This is a genomic window from Achromobacter sp. DH1f (assembly GCF_000633435.1).
GTDB lineage: Bacteria > Pseudomonadota > Gammaproteobacteria > Burkholderiales > Burkholderiaceae_B > Achromobacter > Achromobacter deleyi.
In genome coordinates this window covers 182,377-206,674 of the sequence record NZ_AYMF01000025.1, presented here as the reverse complement: position 1 = coordinate 206,674, position 24,298 = coordinate 182,377, and the positions used below count along the sequence as shown (strand labels likewise).

Sequence of the window (24,298 nt, the reverse complement as noted above, 5' to 3'; positions counted from 1 at the left end):
CCCGGGCCGGGCGCAGAATCTGCCCATTCATCATCGATGAAGGGAGATTTCCATGAAAACTCAGATCCTGCGACACCGGCTGGCCCTGTGGCCCCTGGCCTTGCTGACGGCTATGGCCCTGCATTCCTCAGGCCGGGCCGAAGCCCCGGCCGGGCTGTCCGCCTACGCGACCCCGGTGCAGAAATACGCGCTGGCGCTGGAGGCCCAGACCCAGGGCGACTACCCCGCCATGCTGACCTGGCTGCGCGCCGCAGCACGCGATGGCCATGCGCCGGCCCAGCGCATGCTGGGGATTGCGCTGCTGGGCGGCCCCGCGCTGTACGGCGGCGCCCAGCCCACCGACCTGTGCGAAGGCCGCCAGTGGCTGCTGCGCGCCGCCCGGCAAGGGCAGGACAACGCCGACGACGTGGCCTACGCGCTGTTCGGCCGTCCGCGCGACGCCTTGACCGCCCACTGCGAGGCCGCATGAGTCCGAACGACTGGATGGCCGGCGGCACGCCGGCGCTGCTGGCCGCGACGGTGGCCGTGTTTGTCCTGGCAGGCGTCGTGAAAGGCGTGGTGGGGCTGGGCCTGCCCACCATTTCGATGGCGCTGCTGGCGCTGGTGATGGCGCCCGCGCAGGCGGCGGCGCTGTTGATCGTGCCATCGCTGATCACCAACCTGTGGCAGGCGCGGCCCTGGCCGACCTTGATGCGGGTGCTGCGCCGCATTGCCGGCATGCAGGTGGGCGTCTGTGTCGGCACGATCGCCGGCGCGCTGTGGCTGGGCGCGCCTTCGGGCCACTGGGCCAGCGTGTGCCTGGGCCTTGCCCTGGTGGCCTACGCGGCCTGGGGGCTATTCGGCACGCCGCCCGCGGTGCCCGCGCGCCACGAAGGCGCGCTGGGCGTGGCAGTGGGCGCCATCACCGGCGTGATCACGGCGGCCACCGGCGTATTCGTGATTCCCGCCGTGCCGTTCCTGCAGGCGCTGAACCTGGGCAAGGACGGCCTGATCCAGGCGATGGGCATTTCCTTCACGGTGTCGACGGTGGCGCTGGCGGCGGGGCTGTGGCTGACGGGCAGCTACACGCCGGCCGCGGCCGGCGCGTCGGTGCTGATGCTGCTGCCCGCGCTGGCCGGCATGGCGCTGGGGCAATGGCTGCGCGACAGGCTGTCGGCACGCACCTTCAAGCTGTGCTTCATGGTGAGCCTGGCGGTGCTGGGCGCCTACCAGGCGGCGCAGGGCCTGGCCGGGTAGGCGCCGCCGCGCATCAGGCCGCCAGGCGGCGTTCGTCCACGCGCCGCTCGTCTGCCCGTCGTTCGTCCACGAAACCGATCGACACCGACATCTCACGCCAGCGCGCCAGTTCCTGCTGCACCGACTGGATCTTGGCGCGCGCCTGGTCAAAGGCATCGCGGCCCAGGAACAGATGCAGCGGCGCGTACTGCGCGTCGGCCGCCTGGATCAAGGCGCGCGCCGCCTTGGCCGGATCGCCTGCGGGGCCGCTGGTGCCGGGATACACCACCGACACGCGCACGCCATGCGGCGCAGCTTCGGCGGCCAGAGCTTCGCTCAGGCCGCTGACCGCGAACTTGGTCGCGCTGTAGGCGCCCCACCCCGCGTAGCCGCCATCGAACCCCAGGATCGACGACACGTTGAACACGTGGCCCGCGCGCTGCGCCCGCAGGCGAGGCATTACCGCGCGCACCACGTTCAGCACGCCGAACACGTTGATATCGAAGTTGTCGCGCAGATCGCCGTCCGACAGCGATTCCAGCGGTCCCGCCAGGCTGTAGGCGGCGTTGTTGACCACCACGTCGATGCGGCCGAAGCCGGCAATGGCGGCGTCGACCGCACGGCGTACGCTGCGTTCGTCGGCCAGGTCCACGGCCAGCGGCAGGAAGCGGCCTTCCAGCTTGGCGTCCACCGCGTCGAGCAAGGCGTCGACGTCCCGCGACGTGGCCGCCACCTTGTGGCCCTGGTCGAGCAGCATCCTGACCAGCGCCAGGCCCAGGCCGCTGGACGCGCCTGTCACAAACCAGATTTTTTCGGTGCTCATGCGATCTCCCTCTACTTGCGGCGGCCGGCAACACGCCGGCAACCCGCTCGCGCCCATCGATTCACGCGGAACCCATCGACCCCAAGCGTGAGAGGGATATTAAGAATCGCGCGGTGCAGCGTACAGGCTCGTTCTTGCGTGAAACCTGCCTATTTCTACAGGCTTGCCGAAACGCCCTTCACAACGGTCCGGCGCCATCACGTCCCGGCGCAGCGGCTGCATGCCGCCGCAGCCGAGCCGTCGTGCGGGCTCAGCCCAGCGCGCTGCGATAGTGTTCGCTGTCGAAACGCGGCGCAGACTGGGCGGGCGGTGCGTCAGACACCGCAACGGGCGCAGGCGCAGCCGCGGCGTCGACGCCAAAGAGGGAAAGTTCAGCGGTGACCAATGCAAGCAGGAAATTTGCCATGATGACTCCTTTGATTCACATGCCCGGACCGGCGGCGGCTGCGTCGGTCTTATATAAGACATAGGGGTCCATCTTGCTGATGGCCACGCCGCGCGTCCATTTGCTTGTGTCAATCGCGGCGATTGAGACAACTTAAGGGCGCGGAATCAGGGGCCAAACTCGTCGGGCAACACGCGCTGCGAGAAACTTAGCGCGTGAACCGGCGGCGCTGCCCCGTCTGGCGCACCGCTGCGACCAGCGCCTGCACCGCCGGTTCGGCCGAACGCAGGAAAGCATAGAAGCGGGCATTGGGCAGCGCCGGCATGCCGTCCTCGCGGGCCAGGGCGCGCAACCCCTGGCGCAACTGGCTGCGCGCCACCGGGGCCACGGCAAAGCCGGCCTGCGCGGCCGCCAGGCAGCCCGCCATGCTGGCGCTTTCGAAGGCGAGCAGCCACGCGCGGCGCGCGGCGCCCAGCGCGCCGATGGCCGCCTCGCGATACACGCAAGGTTCCGGAAACACCGCCAGCGGCACCTGCGGCCCCGGCTTCCAGGGCTTGTCTTCGGCCCAGGCCCAGACCAGCTCTTCTTCCCACAGCAGTTCGCCATCGTCCTGCATCCGGGCGCATTGCTTGCCGAACACCACGTCGAGCTTGCCGCGCGCCTGCTGGCGCAGCAGGTCTGCCGTGACGCCGACCTTCAGTTCGATCGATGCCTCGGGGTGGGCGCGGTGAAACGCCTGCAGCACCTCGGCCAGCCAGGCGCCGGCAAAATCTTCCGACGAGCCGATGCGCAGCCGCCCCTTCAAGCGCACGCCGCTCAGGCGGGCGCGCGCTTCGCGTTCCAGGTCGACGATGTTGCGCGCATAGGCGTACAGCGTTTCGCCGGCCGCGGTGAGCTCGAAGCTGCGGGTCGTGCGTTCGAGCAGTACGGAGCCGGCCACCATTTCCAGGCGCTTGATATGGCCGCTGACCGCCGAGGGCGTCAGGGCCAGCACGTCGGCGGCCAGCGCAAAGCCGCCGTTGTCCACGACTTCAAGAAAAGTGCGCAGCAGCGTCAGGTCGAGCACGGCGCCGGTCGGTTCGGCCAAGGTATCCATGAGGGGGTTTCCGCAATACATGATTTGTTGATAATAAAGCCGGATTATTCATCAATCATGACCATGCACGCCGCTATCGTGACCCTTCCCGCTACTGCAAGGACGCAATGCCATGGCCCCCTACGCCACGATCCGCACCCCGCGACTGGACATCGCCTACCTGGAATGGAACCCTGCCGGCGAGCGCGCTGCCGTGCTGCTGCATGGCTGGCCGGACAGCCCCGAAAGCTGGCACACGGTGGCGCAGCGCCTGGCGGCCGAGGGCTACCGGGTGCTGTGCCCCGCGCTGCGCGGCTTCGGCGCCACGCGCTTTCTGGACCCGGCCACGCCGCGCAGCGGCGAACTGGCGGCGCTGGGCCGCGACCTGCTGGATTTCATCGCGGCGCTGGGGCTGGTCCGGCCGCTGCTGGTGGGCCACGACTGGGGCGCGCGCGCCGCGGCCAACGCCTGCGGCCTGCAACCGGACGTGGCCGCGCAGCTGGTGTTGCTGTCGATCGGTTACGGCACCAACGATCCGTCGCAGGCGCTGGCGCTGGAGCAAGCCCGCAATTATTGGTACCACTGGTTCATGGCCACGCCGCGTGGCGCGGATACCGTGCGCAATGAGGCGCAAGCCTTCACGCGCTACATGTGGGATACCTGGTCACCCGCTGGCTGGTACACCGAAACAGAATTCGCGCAGGCCGCGCGCGCCTTCGACAACCCCGACTGGGCCGCCGTGGTGCTGCATTCCTATCGCCATCGCTGGAGCTTCGTGGCCGGCGACCCCGCTTATGCCGACGACAACGCGCAGCTGACGCCCGCGCCGCAACTGGCGGTGCCGACCCTGGTGCTGCACGGCGGCGCCGACACCTGCAACCTGCCGGCCACGTCCGAAGGCCGGGCCCACTATTTCACCGGCGGCTTCGAACGCCGGGTGTTGGACGGCGTGGGGCATTTTCCGCAGCGCGAAGCGCCGCAGGCCGTGGCCGACGCCATCCTGAAGTTCTGCGCGGCCTGGCCCGCAGCCCGCTGAATCCGCCCGTCAAGACGGCCGGCAGCCGCCCCTGTCCGGCAGGAAAGCGGCGAATGACGGATAATCCCGGATGTTTCCCGCCGCAACGTCGGCGGTTTTTTTCTCGGGCGCCTCTGCCCGACAGCATTCGGAGTCAGCTATGTATCGCGGCATTGAGGCGATTGAACACTTCATGGAATCGGTCGGCCTGACCTGGCGCCCCGGCAGCACCGAAGGCGCCGATCTGCGCGTCAGCTACCGCATCGGCAACACCCGGCCGCTGAACATCGACTGCACGCTGGTGGAATTCCACTGCGACGCCAAGCGCCCCAAGGTCTGGGTGCCCGAGTTCTCGCGCACCAGCTTTCACCAGTGGTTCGAAGTGCCCTTCCAGGAATTCGAATACACGCCCGGCGGTTCGATGCTGAAGATCAAGGCCGCCGCCCGCGGCAACGCCCCGCCCTACAGCGTGGGCATCAAGCCGCTGGCCTGATCGCCGCCGCATTGGGCAGCCGGGACCGCCAGCCGCCGCGGCGCATGCGCTGCCCCCGACCTGACTACACCGCCTTGTACATGATCGTCGTGCCGTCCACCTTGGACGGATCACGCGCATCGCGGCTGAATCCCGGTATCACCCCCACCGTCACATAGCCCAGCGAGCCGTACAGCGGCTCGGCGCTGTCGCCCGTACGGGTGTCCAGCGTGATCAGGCTGCGGCCCTGTTCCACCGCCAGTCTTTCCGCGTCCTGCATCAGGCGTCGCGCAATGCCGCGCCGCCGGAAGTCCGGGTGCACCAGCAGCTTGCGGATTTCGGCACGGTGCGGCTGGTTGGGCGGCGTATCGCAATCGAGCTGCACGGAACCGGCCACACGGCCATCCTGCACGGCCACCAGCAGCGAGGCCTTGCCGGCCGCCACCGACGGCAGCACCTTGTCGCGCCAGAAGGCCTGCGCGTCTTCCTGCGTATAGGGCAACACGAAACTGACGCTGGCGCCGTCCTGCACGCAGGCCTGCAGCAGCGCGGCCAGGCCGGGCAGAAGATCGCGGGCCTGATCCGCAGAGGGGCGAAGATATTCAAGCGTGGCAAAGGACATGACGGGGTCTCAGACAATGAAAAGCAGGTAACGGGCGCCGCAATGCGGCGGGGTATCGAAAGCGCTGGCGCCTTGCAGCTGGTAACGCAGGCAGTCGCCCGGCGCCAGGGTGTAGGCCTGGCCGTCGACGGTCAGGGACAGCTCGCCTTCCAGCATCACCAGGTGGTGTTCCATGCCGGCGCGCGGCGCCTGGTCGTAGCGGATGTGGACATCGGCAGCGAGCTCGCAGGCCAGCACTTCGCCGGCCAGCTTCTGCGACGGCGGCGATACCGAGCGGCGCGTGAAGCCCGTGCTGTCGTCGACCCACAGCGCCTGCGCGGCGGCGGGCACCAGCGGCGCAAAATCGTCTTCGACCATGCGCATCAGGCGCGACATGGTCAGGCCATAGGCGCCGCACAGCTTGCCCAGCACGTTGGCGGTGGGGCTGACTTCGGCGTTTTCCAGGCGCGACAGCGTGGCGCGGCTGACGCCGGCGCGGCCGGCCAGTTCGTCCAGCGACCAGCCGCGCGCCAGGCGCAGCGCCTTCAGCCGGCCGGCCAGGCGCTGGTCCAGGTCAGGGTCTTGGGTCGGCGTGCCCGACATCGATGAATTTTCCATATATGGGAATTTCTCCCAAATACGGAAAACCGTCAAGCCCTGCCTTTCCCTGCCCCGACCGCCTTGTCGACAATTCGGCACAATACGGCGTATGCATACCGCTCGATTCGTCTCCCTGACCGTCCTGTGCCTTGGCTTCCTGACGGGCTGCAGCCTGCCGCCCCTGGACCATCGCAACGCCTCGCAGGCGCTCACTCCGGAAGCCTCCCGCGATACGCCGCTGGGCCGCGCCATCGCGCCGCTGGCTGCCGAGCACCCGGGCAAATCGGGTATCCACCCGCTGGCCGACGCCTATGACGCCTTCGCCGCGCGCATGATGCTGGCGCGCGCCGCCCAGCGCAGCCTGGACGTGCAGTACTACATCTGGCATGGCGACATGACCGGCACCATGCTGCTCGAAGCCCTGCACGAGGCCGCCGACCGCGGCGTGCGCGTGCGCCTGCTGCTGGACGACAACGGCACCGCCGGGCTGGACGCGGTGCTGGCGGCGCTGGACGCGCATCCGAATATCGAGGTGCGCCTGTACAACCCGTTCGTGGTGCGCTGGCCCAAGTTCGTCGGCTACCTGACCGACTTCCGGCGCCTGAACCGCCGCATGCACAACAAGTCGTTCACCGCCGACAACCAGGCCACCATCGTCGGCGGCCGCAACATCGGCGACGAATACTTCGGCGCGGCCAACGGCGTGCTGTTCACCGACCTGGACGTGCTGGCCATCGGCGCGGCGGTGAACGACGTGTCGACCGACTTCGACCGCTACTGGGCCAGCGAATCGGCCTACCCGGTCGATCGCCTGCTCAAGCCCGCCGCCCCCGATGCGCTGGCCGAACTGGAACGCTCGGCCAGCACCGTCGAAAAGTCGCCCGAGGCCGCCGCCTACGCCGAGGCGATGCGCAAGCTGCCGTTCATCCAGCAACTGCTGCGCGGCGAATTGGCGCTGGAATGGGCCGATACCCGCATGGTCAGCGACGACCCGCGCAAGACGCTGGGCACCGCGCCGCCCGAAGCCATGCTGCCGCACCAGCTGCACGAGATCGTCGGCACGCCCAAGGTGGACGTGGAACTGGTGTCGCCCTATTTCGTGCCCACGGCCAGCGGCACCGAGGCCTTCGTGAAACTGGCGCAAAGCGGCGTGAAGGTGCGCGTGCTGACCAATGCGCTGGAAGCCACCGACGTGGCCGTGGTGCATTCCGGCTATGCGTCGCGCCGCCGCGACCTGTTGGCCGGCGGCGTCCTGCTATTCGAAATGAAGCGCCAGGCGGGCGCCGAGCGCAACAAGAGCCTGGGGCCGTTCGGCAGTTCAGGGTCGAGCCTGCACGCCAAGACCTTTGCGGTGGATGGGCATAGCGTGTTCGTCGGATCGTTCAATTTCGACCCGCGTTCGGCGCGGCTGAACACCGAACTGGGCTTTGTGATCGACAGCCCCACGCTGGCGCGCCGCATCGCCGAGGCCTTCGACAACGAGGTTCCGCTCACCGCCTACCGGGTGTGCCTGGACGACAAGGGCGCGCTCTACTGGCTGGAGCAGCGCGATGGCAAGACGATCCGCCACGACACCGAACCTGGCACCACGGCGTGGAAGCGCTTTTCGGTGTGGTTCGTGTCGCTGCTGCCGATCGAATCGTTGCTGTAGTCCCACGCCACGAAGGCAACTTACGGAGTGCCGCGCCGGCTGCCGCGGCGTAGACTGAACCGCATCCCGTATCTGCTGTAGCGCCCTTTGCTGTAACCCCCATGAGCAAGCTCGACACCCTGGACTGGACCCGCATCACCGCCGACCTGGACGCGCACGGCCATGCCGTGGCGGCCGGCCTGTTGACGCCCGCACAGTGCCAGGCGCTGGCCGACGCCTACGGCGACGACGAGCGCTACCGCAGCCGCATCGTCATGAGCCGCCATGGCTTTGGCCGGGGCGAATACAAATACTTCGCCTACCCCTTGCCAAGGCTGCTGCACAATCTGCGCACCGCCCTGTACCCGCGCCTGGCGCCCATCGCCAACCGCTGGAACAAGCAGATGGGCATTGCCGTGCAGTACCCGGACGACCACGCCGCGTTCCTGGCGCGCTGCCACCAGGCCGGCCAGCGCCGGCCCACGCCGCTGATCCTGCAATACGGCCCGGGCGACTACAACTGCCTGCACCAGGACCTGTATGGCGAACACGTGTTTCCGCTGCAGGTGGCCGTGCTGCTGTCGCAACCGGACACAGACTTCACCGGCGGTGAATTCGTCATGACCGAAACCGACAGCCACGGCCAGCGCGCTGAAGTGCTGCCGCTGCAACAGGGCGATGCGCTGGTCTTCACCGTCAACCAGCGTCCCGTGGCCGGCGCGCGCGGCTGGCGCCGCGTGGCCATGCGCCATGGCGTCAGCGCCTTGCGCGAAGGCCGGCGCCACACGCTGGGCGTGATCTTCCATGATGCGACCTGACATGGGCCCTACCCTGGATCTGTTCGGCGACGACGACACCGCGCAATCGGGCCGTGAAATGCTGGGCGCGCAATCGGTGGTGCTGCGCGGCTACGCTCTGCCCGATGCGGCGGCGCTGCTGGCCGGCGTGGACACCGTGACGCAGCAGGCGCCGTTTCGCAACATGGTCACCCCGGGCGGCTACACCATGTCGGTGGCGCTGACCAACTGCGGCCGCTATGGCTGGACGACGGACGCGCACGGCTATCGCTACAGCCGCAACGACCCGTTGTCGGGCCAGCCCTGGCCCGACATGCCCATCGCCTTCGACGACCTGGCGCGGCGCGCCGCCGCCGAAGCCGGCTTTCCCGGCTTTGCGCCGGATGCCTGCCTGGTCAACCGCTATGAACCTGGCTCGCGCCTGTCGCTGCACCAGGACAAGGACGAACGCGACTATGGCTGGCCGATCGTCTCGGTCTCGCTGGGCATGCCGGCGGTGTTCCTGTTCGGCGGCCACGACCGCGCAGACAAGAGCCAGCGCGTGCCGCTGTTGCATGGCGACGTGGTGGTCTGGGGCGGCGTGGACCGGCTGCGCTTTCATGGCGTGATGCCGCTGAAGGATCATCCGCATCCGCTGCTGGGCAGCCGGCGGATCAACTTCACGATCCGCCGTGCCGGCTGAGGACTGACACGGCGTGGTGCCCGGCCGGGTCCTCAAACCGGCACCCACCGTCCTGTCACGCCGCGCGCAGCGCCACTTTCGGAAAGTCCACCGGCACGTCGAACGCCACGTTGACGTAGTTGGTGAACAGGTTCAGCGCCACGTGCGCCAACAGCTCGACGATCTGGCCGTCGTCGAAACCGGCCTGGCGCAACGCGGCAATGTCGGCGTCGCGCAACTGGCCGCGGTCGCGCACCAGCTTCAACGCGAAATCCAGCACCGCGGCGGTCTGCGGGTCGTCGGCGCGGCCGGCTTGCGCGGCAGCCATCTGCTCGGCGCTGGCGCCGGCCTTCTTGCCCAACGCCGTATGCGCGGCCAGGCAGTATTCGCAGCGGTTGCTGTCGGCCACGGCCACGGCGACCTTCTCGCCCAGTTGCGCGGGCAGCACGCCGCTGCCCAGAGCGCCGAACGCGGCCCACATGCTTTGCAGGGCGGCGGGCGAATTGGCCACCGCGCGGAACATGTTGGGCGTAGCGCCGAACGCGCCATGGATCTGGCGCAGGATGTCACGGCTGGCAGCCGGGGCAGAGGTGGCATCGACAAGCGGAATGCGGGACATGAGAGGTTCCTTGGGGTTGAAGGGCCAGGCCGGAATGGCTGCTGGCTGGAACCCAGTATTCCGCTTTCCGCAGTAGCATTGGATACCTTACGTCCATGAAACATATCTATTCGTCCATGCCCGCGCCCCCCGCCCCCGTCGACCGCCTGTCCGCCCTGCTTGAGCAGTTCCGCGCCCGCGCCCGGCTGTTCCACAGCGGCCCGATGTGCGGGCTGACCCGCTTTGCCCCCGAGACCGGCCGCGGTTTCCTGCACGTATTGCGGCGCGGCCAGATGGAAGTGCGGCACCCGGCAGGCGCGGGCCTGCCGCGGCGGCTGGCGCTGACCGAACCGACGCTGCTGTTCTACCCGCGCCCGGTGCGGCACGACTTCCACAACCCGCCGCAGGACGGTTCCGATTTCACCTGTGCCACGCTGGATTTCGACGGCGGCGCGCGCAACCCGCTGGTACGCGCGCTGCCGGCGCTGATCGCGCTGCCGCTGGCCCGCGTGCACGGGCTGGAACAGGCGCTGGCGCTGCTGTTCGCCGAAACCGAATCCGTGCGCTGCGGCCAGCGCCTGCTGGCCGACAGGCTGTTTGAAGTGGTGCTGATCCAACTGCTGCGCTGGCTGATCGACCATCCCGCCGAATCCGGCATCCAGGCCGGATTGATGACAGGCCTGGCCGACCCCAGGCTGGCCCGCGCCCTGGTCGCCATGCACCAGACGCCCGGCGCAGCCTGGAGCCTGGCCGACCTGGCCGGCCACGCCGGCATGTCGCGCAGCGCCTTCGCCGCGGCGTTCAAGGACGCCGTGGGGCAGCCGCCGGCCGACTACCTGGCCGACTGGCGCCTGGCGCTGGCTCAGTCGCGGCTGCGCGACGGCCGCCCGGTCAAGGCGATTGCCGCGGAACTGGGGTATGCCAATGCCTCGGCCCTGTCGCGGGCCTTCAGCCGCAAGCTGGGCGCCTCGCCGCGTGCGTGGCTGGATTCAGTAGTTCCCGAGTGAGGGTTCGCCAGGGCTGGCGGCGGCGATGCCGGGGGCCTACTATCTGCGCTTTCCTTTCTTGCGGCCCGTCATGCGCCTACCCATCGCCCTGGCATTGCTCTGTACGCTGGCCACCGTGCCGGCCTGGTCGGCCGAACCGCCTGCCCTGGTCGAAAACTCGCTGGGCATGACCTTCGTGCATGTGCCCGCCGGCACCTTCCAGATGGGCAGCGACGAAACGCCCGAGGCCCTGGCGCGCGACTTCCCGCAGTACCCGAAAGAGCGCTTCGCCCAGCTGTTCGACGAAGCCCCGGTGCACACGGTGCGCATCACCCGCCCGTTCTATCTTGAACGCACCGAGGTCACCGTGGGCCAGTTCCGCCGCTTCATCGAGGCGTCCGGCTATGTGCCCGAATCCGAGGCCGACGGCACCGGCGGCTACGGCTACAACGCCGCCTACGACCCCGACAAGACCGAACGCGGCGACGCCTTCGAAGGCCGCGATACCCGCTATTCGTGGCGTAACCCCGGCTTTGCCCAGACGGATGAGCACCCCGTGGTCAACGTCAGCTGGAACGACGCCACCGCCCTGGCCCGCTGGCTCAGCCAGCAGGAAGGCCGCGTCTACCGCCTGCCCACCGAAGCCGAATGGGAATACGCCGCGCGGGCCGGCGGCCGTACCCGCTATCAGCACGGCGACGATCCCGCCGGCCTGCCCGGCGTAGCCAATACCTTCGACGCGGACGCGGCGCCGCTGTGGCCCAAGTGGCAGGCTTTTGCGGCCCCGCGCAGCGACGGCCACACCTTCACCGCGCCGGTCGCCACCTACGCCCCCAACGCCTTCGGCCTGCACGACATGCACGGCAATGCCTGGGAATGGGTGGCCGACTGGTACGGCGAAGACTATTACGCCCAATCGCCCCAAGACGACCCCCAAGGCCCGGCCAGCGGCAACGTGCGGGTGCGCCGCGGCGGCTCGTGGCACACCTGGGCGCTGTACTTGCGGTCGGCCTACCGCAACTGGAATACCGCCGAAACACGCTATCCGCTGGTGGGTTTTCGCCTGTTGCGCGAAGCCGACTGATGCCCGCACAGCGATCACGCCGGGGGCCGTGACAACAGCCCCTGCCGTATAGCGGTTAGCATAGCCGCACATACCACTACAAAGAGAGTCCTGACATGCACTCGCTGGGCCGTCTCGTCCTGCTCGTCAACGATTACGACACCGCCATTTCTTTCTACCAGGACAAGCTGGGCATGGAGGTGTTCGTCGACATGGCCGTGGGCCAGCAACGCTTCGTGCACCTGCGGCTGCCCGAACAGCCCTCGGTGGGCGTGTGGCTGTTGCAGGCCCAGACCCAGGCGCAACGCGACCGCGTGGGCGACCAGACCGGCGGCCAGCCGGTAGGCGTGTTCTACACCGACGACGTGGTGCGCGACCACGCCCGCTTCGCCGCCCGGGGCGTGCGGTTCACGCGCGAACCGGTGCACGATAATTTCGCCGTGTACGCGCACTTCATCGACCTGTACGGCAACGAGTTCGTGCTGGTGCAGTTGAAGAAGTAGGGCAGCAGGCCAACCCCTTCAGGCCTTGTCGCGTTCGACCAGGCCTTTTTCATTTTCGATCACGCGCTTGGCGCCCTTGCCGGCAATGCGCGCTTCGACCCGCCGCAACACGGCCAGCACGAACAACGCCATCAAGGTGCTGGCCACGGCGGTGGCCTCGCGGCCCATGCCCGCGGCCACGCCGATGGCCGCCGTCATCCAGATGCTGGCCGACGTGGTCAGGCCGCGGATCTCGCGTTCATTGCTCAGCTTGATGATGGCGCCCGCGCCCAGAAAGCCGATACCGGCGATGACGCCCTGCAGCACCCGGCTCAGGTCACCCACCTGCATGCCGTTCTGCAACGGCACCAGCACGAAGATCGCCGCGCCCAGCGCCACCAGCATGTGGGTGCGCAGGCCGGCCGCCTTGCCGCTGCGCTCGCGTTCGTAGCCCAGCAGACCGCCCAGGATGACCGCCATGCCCAGGCGCAGCACGATGCGCGTGGCTTCGCCCACATCCGGGATATCGGCAAACTCGCTGCGCAAGGTGGTCCAGACTTCCAACCAGATTTCCGACATCGCCGTCTCCGGGCAAGGGGGGGTGAACGCTGAATGGCGCGGCAAAGGGGCATCGCAGCGCCGGCCGGAACCAGCATAGCAGCCGTACGGACATGGCCCTACAGGGCCGCCCCCAAGGCCGCATCCCCCCGCAACTGCTCCCAATGCAGCCCATGCTTGGCCAGGTACTTGCGCAGGCGGTCCGCATCGTTGACCACACTGCGTTCGGCGCGGGACGCCTGGAACAGCTTGCGACCGGCGTCCGACAGGTTGCGGGCCTGCACGCAGACCTGCAGCACCGCTTGCAGTTGCAGCTGGTCAAACAGATCCATGGCGTCAACGCGCGCATCGCCCAGCAACGCACGCAGGTCCGGCGCAGCCGGCGTGGCCGCCGCGCCCTGCTCGTCGCGCTGCCACAGCCAGCGCAGCCGGGAAATCTCGGCTTCTACCAATTCCAGGCTGATGCGTCCGCCTTCGGCCAGCGTGGCCAGCCGTGCGATGCTGGACGACAGGTCACGGAAGTTGCCGCGCCAGGGGGCATCCGCACTTTGCGCGAAGGCCAGGTAGGCCTGGCGGGCCTCGACGTTGAAACGCGCAGCCCGGTGATGCTCGGTGACGTAGGCCGCCAGCAGGTGGTCGATGTTGGGTTCGATGTCTTCGGCCCGCGCCGCCAGGCCGGGCAGATCGTAGGTCCACATATTGATGCGGGCGTACAGGTCTTCGCGAAAGCGCCCCGCCGCGACCTCGCGCCGCAGGTCGCGGTTGGTGCCGGCGATCAGCTGGAAGTCGCTTTCGACCTCGCGGTCGGCCCCCACGGGGTAGAAGCGGCGCTCTTCGATGGCCTTGAGCAGCATGGCCTGTTCGTCCACGCCCAATTCGCCGATTTCGTCCAGGAACAGCACGCCTTCGTGGGCGGTGCGCAGCAGGCCCGCGCGGTCGGCGGCCGCGCCGGTGTAGGCGCCCTTCTTGTGGCCGAACAAGGCCGCCGCGGCCGTGTCGCCGCGCAGGGTGGCGCAATTGACCTCGACGAACGGCCCGGCGATATGGTGCCGCGCCTTTTTCAGTTCGAACATGCGGCGCGCCAGGAACGACTTGCCTGCGCCGGTGGGCCCGGCCAACAGGATGGGCGCGCGCGAGCGCAAGGCCACGCGCTCGATCTCGGTGATGAGCGCGTTGAACTTCGCGTTGCGCGTGGCAATGCCGCGTTTCAGGAAGTCGACCGCATCGCGCTGCTCGTCGGCAAAGCGCTGGGCGATCACGTCATAGCGCGACAGGTCCAGGTCGATCAGCGCCAGGTCGCCCGGCTGGCCCGGGCGCTGCCGCCGCGGCGGCGCCGTCTGCACCAGCACGCCGGGCAACACACGCGATTCCACCAGCAGAAACTGGCAGATCTGCGCCACGTGCGTGCCGGTGGTGATGTGGGCCCAGTATTCTTCGCGCTCGACGTCAAACGGATAGGCCCGCGCCCATTGGTACAGGCAGTGGTAGACCTCGCCGAAGTCCCAGGGGTCGGCCAGTTCGACTTCGATCAGGTTGACGATGGTTTCCGGCGACACGGCCGCGATGTCGGCCTGGATCAGCTCGGCCAGCCGGCGATGGCGGGCGGTATAGAGCAGTTCCATGCGGGCGATGACGCGGTCTTCGTGCTGGGTCAGCGCCACGGTGGGACGCCATTTTTCCCAACGGGCCGGCCCCGTCCCGGAATCGAGCTGCGTGCCGATGAACCCCACGACCACGATTGGTTTCATTTTCTATATTTATAGCTATATTTATAAGTTATCAGAATTCTAGACATACACCCCGCCGCAGGCAACCCTGCAACAACACACACCAATCCCTTTCACATCAATGGCTTGCAAGATTCATGCAGGCTATTTTCAAAAGCTGGCACGGCGATTGCATAGATAGAAGCAGGCGGCGCGCAAGGCCCGCCGCCCCTCACTATGCAATGGAGAAGAACATGACGTACAAGCTGCACCAAGGCGCCCAGGGCGTTCCCGTGAAAATGTGGACCGAGGGCGTGCCGGTCGAGGCCGAAGCCCTGCAGCAACTGGAAAACGCCGCCCGCCTGCCCATCATCTACAAGCACATCGCGGCCATGCCGGATGTGCACTACGGCATCGGCGCCACGGTGGGCTCGGTGATTCCGACCATCAAGGCCGTGATTCCGGCCGCCGTGGGCGTGGACATCGGCTGCGGCATGATGGCGTGCAAGACCACGCTGCACGCCAACGACCTGCCGGACAACCTGGGCCCGCTGCGCGCGGCCATCGAGAAGGCCGTGCCGCACGGCATCTCGCCGCGCCGCGGCGGCCGCGACCACGGGTCGTGGGAAACGCCGCCCGATGAAACCGATATCGCCTGGCGCGCCCTGTCGCCCGAATTCGAAGCGCTGTGCCAGGACTACCCGCGCCTGCGCAACACCAACAACTACAAGCACCTGGGCACGCTGGGTACCGGCAACCACTTCATCGAGGTGTGCCTGGATGAAGCGGGGTCGGTGTGGTTCATGCTGCACTCGGGGTCGCGCGGCGTCGGCAACGCCATCGGCACGATGTTCATCGAGCTGGCCAAGAAAGACGCCGAGCAGCACCAGCGCAACCTGCCCGACCAGGACCTGGCGTACTTCGAGGAAGGCTCGAAATACTTCGGCGACTATGTGCGTGCGGTGGGCTGGGCGCAGAAGTTCGCGCGCGCCAACCGTGAAGTGATGATGCATCGCCTGGTCGGCGCGGTGCGCTCGGTGATCAGCAAGCCGTTCGAGGCGCACATGGAAGCGGTGAACTGCCACCACAACTATGTCAGCCGCGAAACCCACTTCGGCGAAGAGGTGCTGCTGACCCGCAAGGGCGCGGTGAGCGCCAAGGCGGGCGAGCTGGGCATCATTCCGGGCAGCATGGGCGCCAAGAGCTACATCGTGCGCGGCAAGGGCAACCCGGAGAGCTTCATGAGCTGCAGCCACGGCGCCGGCCGCAAGATGAGCCGCACCAAGGCCAAGAAGCTGTACACGGTGGCCGACCAGGTGGCCGCGACCGAAGGCGTGGAATGCCGCAAGGACGCCAACGTGATCGACGAGATCCCGATGGCGTACAAGGACATCGACGCCGTGATGCAGGCGCAGCAGGACCTGGTGGAAGTGGTCTACACCCTGAAGCAGATCGTGTGCGTGAAGGGCTGAAAAAACCGGGCTGGACCCGCCCGGTTGAACAAGACGTTGAACAAGAAGAATGGCAATGATTGAACTGGATGGTTCCGAAGGAGAAGGCGGCGGGCAGGTGCTGCGCACCGCGCTCGCGCTTTCCATGATTACCGGCATGCCGCTGCGCATCGAGCGCATCCGCGCCAAGCGTTCCAAGCCCGGCCTGATGCGCCAGCATCTGGCCTGCGTGCAGGCGGCGATGCAGATCAGCGGCGCCGAGTGCGAAGGCGCCGAACTCGGCTCGCAACAGCTGCGCTTTGCGCCAGGCCCGATACGCGCGGGCGACTACCGCTACGCGATCGCCAGCGCCGGCAGCTGCATGCTGGTCTTGCAGACCGTGCTGCCGGCGCTGCTGCGGGCCGACGGCCCCAGCCGCCTGGAACTGCAGGGCGGCACGCATAACCCGCTGGCGCCGTCGTTCGATTTCCTGGCGCGCGCCTATGCGCCGCTGGCGCGCAAGCTGGGCGCGGGGCTGGCGCTGGACCTGCGCCGCCGCGGCTTCTACCCGGCGGGCGGCGGCATGGTGATGGCCGAGATCACGCCTGCGGCAGGCGGCCTCGCGCCGGTGAATATCGCGCAGCGCGGCGCGGTGCAAAGCCTGTCCGCGGAATGCATCGTGGCGGGCCTGCCGCGCGCCATTGCGCGGCGCGAACTGGACGTGCTGGCCGAGCAGCTGGGCTGGACGCAAGACCAGCTGCTGGTCGCCGCGTCGCACCAGAACGAAGGCCCCGGCAACGCGCTGACCGCGACGCTGGCGCACACCGAGGTCACCGAAGTGTTCACCGCGTACGGCGCCAAAGGCGTCAACGCGGAAACGGTGGCCGGCACGCTGGCGCGCGAGGTCGGCGCGTATCTCGCCAGCGAAGCGGCGCTGGGACCGCACCTGGCCGACCAATGGCTGTTGCTGCTGGCGCTGGCGGTGCACGACAGCGGCAAACCGGCGCATTTCACCTGCACCGAGATCACGGGGCATACCAGCACGAATGCGTCGGTGATCGAACGCTTCCTGCCCGTGGCCATCCGCCATGCCGCGCAGGCGGGCGGACATCGCGTCGATATTGCGCCGGCTTGAATGCGGGCGCAGACGGCATCCTGAATGCCGGCAGGCCGTTGCCTGACATCGGCCACGGCTGTTCCGGCAAGGGCATCTGGTTTACAACAGCGCTGTACGACACCGGGTTGCCGGGGTCGATTTCCCAACGCGCCCCGGCATCTCGTCCGTGGACGTGACCGCGAGGAGCTTCGGATGGATTTGCAGCTGCAAGGCAAGCGCGTGCTGGTGACAGGCGCATCCAAGGGTATCGGCCTGGCCTGCGCCACGGCTTTTGCGCGCGAAGGCGCCGAGCCGATATTGGTCGCGCGCGACGGCGCGGCGCTGCAGGCTGCGGCCCAGGCGATTCAGGCGCAGACGGGCAAGGCGGTGCGCACGCTGGCGCTGGACCTGGCCCAGGCGGGCGCCGCCGCGCGGGTGCTCGATGAGGCCGGCGCCGTGGACATCCTGGTCAACAACGCCGGCGCGGTGCCGGGCGGCGCGCTGGACCAGGTGGCCGATGACCGCTGGCGCGCAGGCTGGGAACTGAAGGTGCACGGCTACATCGACCTGGCCCGCCACTACTACCCGCTGATGCGGCAGGCCGGCACGGGCGTCATCGCCAACGTCATCGGCATGGCCGGCTCGGCGCCGCGCGCCGACTACATCTGCGGCGCGGCCGCCAACGCCTCGCTGATCGCCTTCACCCGCGCCCTGGGCGGCGATGCGCCGCGCCACGGCGTGCGCGTGTTCGGCGTGAATCCGTCGCGCACCCGCACCGACCGCGTGCTGACGCTGGCCAAACAGCGGGCGCAAGCGCGTTGGGGAGATGAATCGCGCTGGGAAGAAACCTTGTCCGACCTGCCCTTCGGCCGTCTGATGGAAGCCGAGGAAGTGGCGGACATGGTGGTGTTCGGCGCATCGCCCCGGGCGGGGTATCTCAGCGGCACGGTCATCGACCTGGACGGCGGCGAGCAGTACGCCCGCTGAATCCGGCGGGCAGATCGATGGCCTGGACGGCGGCGCCACCCTGAGCGGGCGGGCCGCCGGATTTCACCCGGCGCGTCAGCGCGCCGCGGCCCAGCCGGCCAAGAGGGCCGGCAATTGCTTCATGTCGGTGAACACATGCGCCACGCCCACGCTGCGCAGGGCCTCGGGGCTGCTGTGGCCGTTGGCGTCGGGGCTGTAGCCGAACACCGTTGCACCCGCCGCCACGCCGGCCGTGGCGCCGGTGACGGTGTCTTCGACCACCGCGCAGCGCGCCGGGTCCACGCCCAATGCGCTGGCGGCTGCCAGATACACATCGGGAAAGGGTTTGCTGCGCGGCATTTCATGGCCGCTGAAGACTCGCTCGCCAAAGCAGTCGGCGATGCCAACCTTGGCCAGCTGCAATTCAACCTTGCGGCGGTCGGCGCCCGACGCGACGGCGATACGGCCATCCAGCGCCTGGTGCAGGGCCCGCACCGCGTCAGGCGCGCCGGGAATTTCAAGCAGTTCGCGGTCCAGCGCGCCGTTGCGGCGTTCGCGGAACTGGGCGAACCAGTCGGGCGACAAGGCCACGCCGGTCTTCGATTGAATCAGGGGCAGCTCGTCACGCACGGCCTTGCCGGTGAAGATGCGGGTGGCCTCTTCGAACGTGATCGCCCAACCCAGCTCGTTGAGCATTTCGGTCAGGACACGGGCGGTGATGGGTTCGGAATCGACCAGCACGCCGTCGCAGTCGAACAGCACGGCGTCAAAGGGAAAATCAGTCATTGCGGGCAGCAGGGGAAAGGGTCCGGGAAGCCCTAGAGCATACTGCACCGCAACAGCCGGCCGCGATGGCAAGCACCGGAGTGCCAATCCCGGCGCGGGCCGCTATGCTGTCCTTCCCCCTGCCACGCCCCGTCGTCCATGACGCCACCGAAATCCGCCCCCGCTGCCTCGCCGCCCAAGCCTGCCCGGCAATCCGCCCGCCTATCCGTCCGCAAAACGCCCGCGGCCGTTGCCGCCGCAGCGCCCCCGATTCCGCCGCCGCCCACCGCCCTGTACAGGCGTGCCGCCAAGCACCTGGCCGCCCTGGACGACGACTGGGCCCGCCACGTCGCCGCCATCGGCCCGTGCCGCCACGAATCGCGGCCGGCGCGCGACCCTTACCAGGCGCTGGTGCGCGCCATCGCCTACCAGCAACTGCATGCGCGCGCCGGCGACGCGATCCTGGGGCGATTCCTGGCGCTGTACCCTGGCCAGACGTTTCCGCCGCCCGCCGCACTGCTGGGCACCGACCCGCAGGCGCAGCGCGACTGCGGCTTTTCGGCCTCGAAGCTGGCCACCATCCGCGGCATCGCCCAGGCGGCGCTGGACGGCGTCATTCCCGGCCGCGACGACGCGCTGGCGATGACGGACGATGCGCTGGTCGAACGCCTGGTGGCGCTGCGCGGCGTGGGCCGCTGGACGGTAGAGATGCTGCTGATCTACACGCTGGAACGCATGGACATCCTGCCGGTGGACGACTACGGCGTGCGCGAAGGCTATCGCCGCCTGAAGCGGCTGGACAAGGCCCCCTCGCCCGCGCAGATGCGCACGATCGGCGAGGCATTCAGCCCCTATCGCACCATCGCGGCGTGGTATCTGTGGCGCATGCCGGCAACGCCGACGGAGGCCGCATGAGCGCGGTGGCTCAGGGCCTGGACCGCTACGACTGGGCACGCATCGAACAGCAATTGGATGCTGAAGGCTGGGCACTATTGCCCGCATTGTTTACGCCCGCCCAGGCACGGGAATTGACGCAGCGGCTCGACAACCACAAGGGCGATGGCAACGCCAACAGCGTCCACCGCTTGCCCACCCCCACCGGGCAAGGCGAACGCGCCTCGCTTGATGCGCCCATGCCCACGGCGCTGGCAGGATTGCTGGCGGCGCTGCATGCGCGGCTTGAAGCCTTGGCGCAGACCTGGGCGCAGCGGCTGGGGCGCGACACGCACACCCTGCCGCTGGCGCTGCCGAACCCCGCCGTGATCCACCGCCTGCGCGCAGGCGATTCCCATCCCTTGGAATACGACGCCGATGAATCGGCCTTTCCGCTGCGGCTGGTCGCCCTGCTGACCGCCCCGGGCCACGACTTCACGGGCGGCGAATTCGTCATGACCGAGCAACGCCCCCGCCAGCAATCGCGCCCCGTGGTGCTGCCGCTGGCCCTGGGCGACGCCGCCCTGATCGCCTCCGCGCACCGCCCCATTCGCGGCACGCAGGGCGACTACCGCGCGACCTTGCGTCACGCCATCAGCCGCGTGCGCACCGGGGTGCGGGTGGGGCTGGAATTGGACCTCAATTCTCCGCCGTGATATGCCCATCCGCCACGACCTTGGCGAACACGGCGGTCTGGGCCTGGATGAAATCGCGGAACGCGTCCGGCGACATCGGCTGCACCTCGCCGCCCAGTTCGCGCAGGCTGGCCACCAGTTTTTCATCGCGCAGGCAGCGGTCGATGGCGGCGGCCAGTTGCTGGCGCACCGGGACGGGCGTAGCGGCCGGCACGAAAATGCCGAACCAGTTTTCCAGCGCGTAATCCTTGAGCGGCGCGTACTCGGCCACGGCAGGAATGTCGGGCGCAAACGAGGCGCGCTTGGCTGACGTCACTGCCAGCGGCTTGACCTTGCCGCTCTTGATGAACGGCAGCGCGCCCGCCAGGCTCACGAAGGTCAGGTCGACGCTGCCCGCGGCCACATCCACCAGCTGCGCCGAGGCGCCCTTGTACGGCACGTGAACCATCTTGATGCCGGCCAGCGATTGCAGCAGTTCGCCGTTCAGGTGCTGGGGGTTGCCGACACCGCTGGTGGCGTAGGTCAGGCGGTCCGGGTTGGCGCGGCCATAGGCCACCAGTTCCTGCACCGTGGCCACCGGCAGCTTGGGGCTGGCCACCAGCACGTTGGGCACGCGCGCCACCAGCGCAATCGGCGCCAGGTCGCGTTCGGGCTGGTATTGCATCTTGCCCTTGAACACCAACGGATTGATGGCGGTCTCGCCGGCCGAGCCCAGCAGCAAGGTCGTGCCGTCGGGCACTGAGCGCACCACCGTCTGCGCGCCCAGCATGCCGCTGGCGCCCGGCTTGTTTTCCACCACCACGCCCTGCGGCAGTTCTGCCCGCAGGCGTTCGGCCAGCAGGCGGCCCATGCCATCGACGCCGCCACCCGCAGCGAACGGCACGATCAGGGTGATGGGCCGGCCGCTGCCGACGCCAGGCGCGGCGGTGTCGGCGGCATGTAGCGGCGCGACGGTCGCCAGGGTCAGGGCCGCGCTGGCGGCAAGGGTGCGGATGAAGGGCATGGTCTGTCTCCTGGGTGGCCTGCTTCGTGGCGGCCGGGTTTTTCCTTAATTGCATTTTATGCATTCAATATGCAAAACTGGCAGCTATGGAAAACACCAATGCTTCGCCGCGCCGCACCAGTTTCACGCTGGACGGCGTGGCCTATACCCACATCGATTCCGCCGCGACAGTCGGCCCCGACTACCACCGCCTGCCGGTGGTGCTGCGGCTGCTGCTGGAAAACGCACTGCGCAACATGCAGGGCGTTGAGCGCGACGAGGCCGTGGCCGCGCTGATGGCCTGGCTGGCGCACGGCTCCAGCGAAGCCGAGATCGCGTTCCAGCCCGGCCGCGTGCTGATGCACGACACCACCAGCACGCCAGCGCTGGTCGATATCGCCGCCATGCGCGATGCGCTGGACGAGGCTGGGGTGGATCCGCGTGTGCTCAACCCGGTGCTGCCGGTGGACGTGTCGGTGGATCATTCCCTGGCCGTGCAGGCCTATGCGCAGCCCGATGCGGCCACGCAGAACCTGGCGCTGGAACTGCGCCGCAATGCCGAGCGCTACCGCTTTCTGCGCTGGGCCTCGAAGGCTTTGTCGAACGTGCGCATCCATCCGCCCGGCACCGGCATCATGCACACCATCAACCTGGAGCAACTGGCCACCGTCGTGTGCCATGACGCCGGCACGCTGCACCCGGACATGATGATCGGCACCGACAGCCACACGCCGATGATCAACGGCATCGGCGTGCTGGGCTGGGGCGTGGGCGGACTGGAGGCGCAGACGGTGATGTTCGGCATGCCGACCCTGCTGCGCATTCCCGACGTGATCGGCGTGCGCCTGACCGGGAAGCTGGGCCCCGGCGTCACCGCTACCGACCTGGCGCTGACGGTGACGCAGCGCCTGCGCGCCATCCAGGTATCGGGAGAATTCGTCGAATTCTTCGGCCCGGGCGTTGCGACGCTGTCGGCCGGCAGCCGCTGCGTGGTCGCCAACATGGCGCCGGAGTACGGCGCCACCACCGGCTATTTCCCCATCGACGGCGCCACGCTGGACTACCTGCGCCAGACCGGCCGCGACGAGGCCCACATCGCGCGGGTGGGCGCCTACGCCGAAAGCGCCGGCATCGCGCTGGACCCGGCGGCCCACCCCCGCTACACCCGCGAGATCGAGATCGCGCTGGACCAGGTGCAGATGCATGTGGCCGGCCCCAAGCGGCCGCAGGACCTGCACCCGTACCGCCAGACGCGCGAGATCCTGGCCGCGCTGAACTTCCAGCCGCAAGGCGCGCCGCAGTCCGCGTCGCCGGCCGATCGCGCGCCCACGCCGCCCGCCGATCCCGCATCCGCCCCAGCTCCCGCGCTGCCGCGCCACGCCATCGCCATCGCCGCAATCACCAGCTGCACCAACACGTCGGACCCGCGCCTGTTGATCGCCGCCGGCCTGCTGGCGCGCAAGGCCCGCCGCGCCGGGCTGATGGTGCCGGCCTGGGTCAAGACCTCATTGGGCCCCGGCTCGCCCGCGGCCGCCGACTACCTGGCGCGCGCCGGCCTGCTGGACGACCTGGCCGCCGTGGGTTTTGACATCGTCGGCTACGGCTGCACCACCTGTATCGGCAACTCGGGCCCGCTGCCCCAGGCCGTGCAGGACGCCATGGCTGCCGGTGCCATCCACCCGGTGGCCGTGCTGTCCGGCAACCGCAATTTCACCGGCCGCATCCATCCCGACCTGGACCTGGGCTTTCTGATGTCGCCGCCGCTGGTCATCGCCTTTGCGCTGGCCGGCGATGCCGAACGCGATCTGTCGCGCGAACCGGTGCAGGTCGCGCCCGACGGCCACGCCGTGCATCTGCGCGACCTGTGGCCCGACGACGCCGAGATCGACGCCGCGCTGGCGCAGGGCCTGCGGGCCGACGACTTTGCCCGAGCCTTCCGGATAGCCAGCGCCAACCCGCAATGGCAGGCGCTGCAATCGCCGGACACGCCGCGCTTTCCCTGGGACCCGGCATCGACCGCGCTGCGGCGCCCGCCCTTTGCCGCCGCCGGCCCCGCCAGCCAGTTGGGCCGCTACGCTGCCTGGCCGCTGCTGGTGTTGGGCGACGACGTCACCACCGACCACCTGTCGCCCGCCAGCGCGATTCCGCCGGACAGCCTGATCGCCGATTTCCTGGTCGCGCAAGGCGACGACCGCGACGACCTGAACGTGTTCGCCTCGCGCCGCGGCAACTGGGAAGTGATGATGCGCGCGGCCTTCTACAGCAAGAGCCTGGGCAACCTGTTGTGCCCCGGCGCCCCGGTAGGCCACACGCTGCACGCCCCCAGCGGCCGCCTCGAACCCATCTGGGAAGCCGCCGACCATTATCGGCGCGACGACGACGCGGTGGTGCTGCTGGCCGGCGAACGTTTCGGCACCGGCTCGTCGCGCGACTGGGCCGCCAAGGGCCAGCGGCTGCTGGGCATCCGCGCGGTGCTGGCAGTGAGCTTTGAACGCATCCACCGCTCGAACCTGATCGGCATGGGCATCCTGCCCCTGCGCCTGCCCGCGGGCGTCACGCCGCAGACCCTGAATATCCAGCCCGGCGACCGCATCGACATCGACTGCCCCGCCGACGCCCTGGCGCCGCGCCAGGCCGTCGCGGTACGCGTGCTGCGCGCCGATGGCCGCCAGGAGCCGCTGACCGCCACGGCCGCCGTGGAAACCCAATTGGAACTGCGCCTGTTGCGGATGGGCGGGGTGATTCCCGCTATCCTAGCGGATACCCTCGGCGCCCATGGACAGGCGCCGGCCGAACCGGGCCCAGGCAGCTGAGGCCCCCGCAA

The 24,298-nt window shown here is 68.8% G+C and carries 26 protein-coding genes; 16 read left to right on the top strand and 10 right to left on the bottom strand.

The annotated features are described in order from the left end of the window. Window positions 1-52: 52 nt before the first annotated feature. Together U858_RS0121750 and U858_RS0121745 are read left to right on the top strand one after the other, a co-directional pair. Complete coding sequence (locus U858_RS0121750; protein WP_025139273.1) at window positions 53-469, top strand: hypothetical protein; 417 nt, start codon at window positions 53-55, stop codon at window positions 467-469. Beyond that, entirely contained in the window at window positions 466-1,236 is a 771-nt protein-coding gene (locus tag U858_RS0121745; protein ID WP_025139272.1) for a sulfite exporter TauE/SafE family protein, read from the top strand. The genes U858_RS0121750 and U858_RS0121745 overlap by 4 nt, the downstream gene beginning before the upstream one ends. Before the next feature lie 13 nt (window positions 1,237-1,249). Here the strand turns inward: U858_RS0121745 and U858_RS0121740 are convergent, their stop codons facing one another. The 3 genes from U858_RS0121740 to U858_RS0121730 form a co-directional block, all read right to left on the bottom strand. After that, entirely contained in the window at window positions 1,250-2,038 is a 789-nt protein-coding gene (locus U858_RS0121740) for an SDR family oxidoreductase (RefSeq protein ID WP_025139271.1), read from the bottom strand. Between the two features lie 250 nt (window positions 2,039-2,288). Next, on the bottom strand, window positions 2,289-2,444 hold the full coding sequence (locus U858_RS35985; protein WP_175191165.1) for a hypothetical protein: 156 nt from the start codon (window positions 2,442-2,444) through the stop codon (window positions 2,289-2,291). Between the two features lie 187 nt (window positions 2,445-2,631). Beyond that, on the bottom strand, window positions 2,632-3,519 hold the full coding sequence (locus tag U858_RS0121730; RefSeq protein ID WP_025139270.1) for a LysR family transcriptional regulator: 888 nt from the start codon (window positions 3,517-3,519) through the stop codon (window positions 2,632-2,634). Window positions 3,520-3,631: 112 nt separating this feature from the next. On the opposite strand from U858_RS0121730, the gene U858_RS0121725 reads away from it, so the two are divergent. Together U858_RS0121725 and U858_RS0121720 are read left to right on the top strand one after the other, a co-directional pair. Beyond that, on the top strand, window positions 3,632-4,534 hold the full coding sequence (locus U858_RS0121725) for an alpha/beta fold hydrolase (protein WP_025139269.1): 903 nt from the start codon (window positions 3,632-3,634) through the stop codon (window positions 4,532-4,534). A 139-nt stretch (window positions 4,535-4,673) separates the two neighbouring features. Then, window positions 4,674-5,006 (top strand): hypothetical protein, encoded by a 333-nt coding sequence (locus U858_RS0121720; RefSeq protein WP_025139268.1) that lies wholly within the window; start codon window positions 4,674-4,676, stop codon window positions 5,004-5,006. 64 nt (window positions 5,007-5,070) lie between these two features. Here the strand turns inward: U858_RS0121720 and U858_RS0121715 are convergent, their stop codons facing one another. Beyond that, window positions 5,071-5,607 carry a GNAT family N-acetyltransferase gene (locus U858_RS0121715; RefSeq protein WP_025139267.1) on the bottom strand — a complete coding sequence of 179 codons (537 nt, stop codon included), beginning with the start codon at window positions 5,605-5,607 and terminating at the stop codon, window positions 5,071-5,073. A 9-nt stretch (window positions 5,608-5,616) separates the two neighbouring features. Then, window positions 5,617-6,204: a helix-turn-helix domain-containing protein gene (locus U858_RS0121710; protein ID WP_042885343.1), complete on the bottom strand. Its 588-nt coding sequence runs from the start codon at window positions 6,202-6,204 to the stop codon at window positions 5,617-5,619. A 91-nt stretch (window positions 6,205-6,295) separates the two neighbouring features. Here U858_RS0121710 and U858_RS0121705 point away from each other — a divergent pair, with 91 nt between their 5' ends. The 3 genes from U858_RS0121705 to alkB all read left to right on the top strand — a co-directional run bounded on the left by U858_RS0121705 (window position 6,296) and on the right by alkB (window position 9,295). Beyond that, window positions 6,296-7,837, top strand: coding sequence for a phospholipase D family protein (locus U858_RS0121705; protein WP_025139265.1), 1,542 nt, complete (start codon window positions 6,296-6,298; stop codon window positions 7,835-7,837). A 101-nt stretch (window positions 7,838-7,938) separates the two neighbouring features. Further along, window positions 7,939-8,634, top strand: a complete 696-nt coding sequence (locus U858_RS0121700) for a 2OG-Fe(II) oxygenase (protein WP_025139264.1) — start codon at window positions 7,939-7,941, stop codon at window positions 8,632-8,634. Window position 8,635: 1 nt separating this feature from the next. Next, on the top strand, window positions 8,636-9,295 hold the full coding sequence (gene alkB / locus U858_RS0121695; protein ID WP_025139263.1) for a DNA oxidative demethylase AlkB: 660 nt from the start codon (window positions 8,636-8,638) through the stop codon (window positions 9,293-9,295). 55 nt (window positions 9,296-9,350) lie between these two features. Here the strand turns inward: alkB and U858_RS0121690 are convergent, their stop codons facing one another. After that, the gene (locus U858_RS0121690) at window positions 9,351-9,893 is read right to left on the bottom strand and encodes a carboxymuconolactone decarboxylase family protein (RefSeq protein ID WP_025139262.1); all 543 of its coding nucleotides are present in this window, start codon (window positions 9,891-9,893) and stop codon (window positions 9,351-9,353) included. 95 nt (window positions 9,894-9,988) lie between these two features. Here U858_RS0121690 and U858_RS0121685 point away from each other — a divergent pair, with 95 nt between their 5' ends. The 3 genes from U858_RS0121685 to U858_RS0121675 all read left to right on the top strand — a co-directional run bounded on the left by U858_RS0121685 (window position 9,989) and on the right by U858_RS0121675 (window position 12,424). Continuing rightward, window positions 9,989-10,879, top strand: coding sequence for an AraC family transcriptional regulator (locus U858_RS0121685; protein WP_051593648.1), 891 nt, complete (start codon window positions 9,989-9,991; stop codon window positions 10,877-10,879). Window positions 10,880-10,949: 70 nt separating this feature from the next. Beyond that, window positions 10,950-11,942 carry a formylglycine-generating enzyme family protein gene (locus U858_RS0121680; RefSeq protein ID WP_025139260.1) on the top strand — a complete coding sequence of 331 codons (993 nt, stop codon included), beginning with the start codon at window positions 10,950-10,952 and terminating at the stop codon, window positions 11,940-11,942. Between the two features lie 95 nt (window positions 11,943-12,037). Further along, entirely contained in the window at window positions 12,038-12,424 is a 387-nt protein-coding gene (locus U858_RS0121675; RefSeq protein ID WP_025139259.1) for a VOC family protein, read from the top strand. A gap of 18 nt (window positions 12,425-12,442) precedes the next feature. On the opposite strand, the gene U858_RS0121670 is transcribed toward U858_RS0121675, so the two are convergent. Beyond that, entirely contained in the window at window positions 12,443-12,982 is a 540-nt protein-coding gene (locus U858_RS0121670) for an MgtC/SapB family protein (protein WP_025139258.1), read from the bottom strand. Between the two features lie 98 nt (window positions 12,983-13,080). Continuing rightward, entirely contained in the window at window positions 13,081-14,709 is a 1,629-nt protein-coding gene (gene rtcR, locus U858_RS0121665) for an RNA repair transcriptional activator RtcR (RefSeq protein ID WP_025139257.1), read from the bottom strand. A gap of 200 nt (window positions 14,710-14,909) precedes the next feature. On the opposite strand from rtcR, the gene U858_RS0121660 reads away from it, so the two are divergent. From U858_RS0121660 to U858_RS0121650, 3 genes are all read left to right on the top strand, one after another. Further along, entirely contained in the window at window positions 14,910-16,139 is a 1,230-nt protein-coding gene (locus U858_RS0121660) for an RtcB family protein (protein ID WP_025139256.1), read from the top strand. Between the two features lie 55 nt (window positions 16,140-16,194). Beyond that, a complete protein-coding gene (rtcA, locus tag U858_RS0121655; protein WP_025139255.1) occupies window positions 16,195-17,232 on the top strand; it encodes an RNA 3'-terminal phosphate cyclase in 1,038 nt (345 codons plus the stop codon). 174 nt (window positions 17,233-17,406) lie between these two features. Then, complete coding sequence (locus U858_RS0121650) at window positions 17,407-18,180, top strand: short-chain dehydrogenase/reductase (RefSeq protein ID WP_025139254.1); 774 nt, start codon at window positions 17,407-17,409, stop codon at window positions 18,178-18,180. Between the two features lie 75 nt (window positions 18,181-18,255). Here the strand turns inward: U858_RS0121650 and U858_RS0121645 are convergent, their stop codons facing one another. Beyond that, the gene (locus U858_RS0121645; RefSeq protein ID WP_025139253.1) at window positions 18,256-18,945 is read right to left on the bottom strand and encodes an HAD family phosphatase; all 690 of its coding nucleotides are present in this window, start codon (window positions 18,943-18,945) and stop codon (window positions 18,256-18,258) included. A gap of 138 nt (window positions 18,946-19,083) precedes the next feature. Between U858_RS0121645 and U858_RS0121640 the strand changes: the two genes are divergently transcribed. After that, window positions 19,084-19,839 carry a DNA-3-methyladenine glycosylase gene (locus U858_RS0121640; RefSeq protein ID WP_025139252.1) on the top strand — a complete coding sequence of 252 codons (756 nt, stop codon included), beginning with the start codon at window positions 19,084-19,086 and terminating at the stop codon, window positions 19,837-19,839. Next, window positions 19,836-20,513, top strand: coding sequence for a 2OG-Fe(II) oxygenase (locus U858_RS0121635; RefSeq protein ID WP_025139251.1), 678 nt, complete (start codon window positions 19,836-19,838; stop codon window positions 20,511-20,513). Before U858_RS0121640 ends, U858_RS0121635 begins: the two co-directional genes overlap by 4 nt. Here the strand turns inward: U858_RS0121635 and U858_RS0121630 are convergent. Next, window positions 20,497-21,495 carry a tripartite tricarboxylate transporter substrate binding protein gene (locus tag U858_RS0121630; protein ID WP_025139250.1) on the bottom strand — a complete coding sequence of 333 codons (999 nt, stop codon included), beginning with the start codon at window positions 21,493-21,495 and terminating at the stop codon, window positions 20,497-20,499. The genes U858_RS0121635 and U858_RS0121630 overlap by 17 nt on opposite strands. An 86-nt stretch (window positions 21,496-21,581) precedes the next feature. On the opposite strand from U858_RS0121630, the gene acnA reads away from it, so the two are divergent. Beyond that, on the top strand, window positions 21,582-24,287 hold the full coding sequence (gene acnA, locus U858_RS0121625) for an aconitate hydratase AcnA (protein ID WP_025139249.1): 2,706 nt from the start codon (window positions 21,582-21,584) through the stop codon (window positions 24,285-24,287). The last annotated feature ends 11 nt before the right edge of the window (window positions 24,288-24,298 follow it).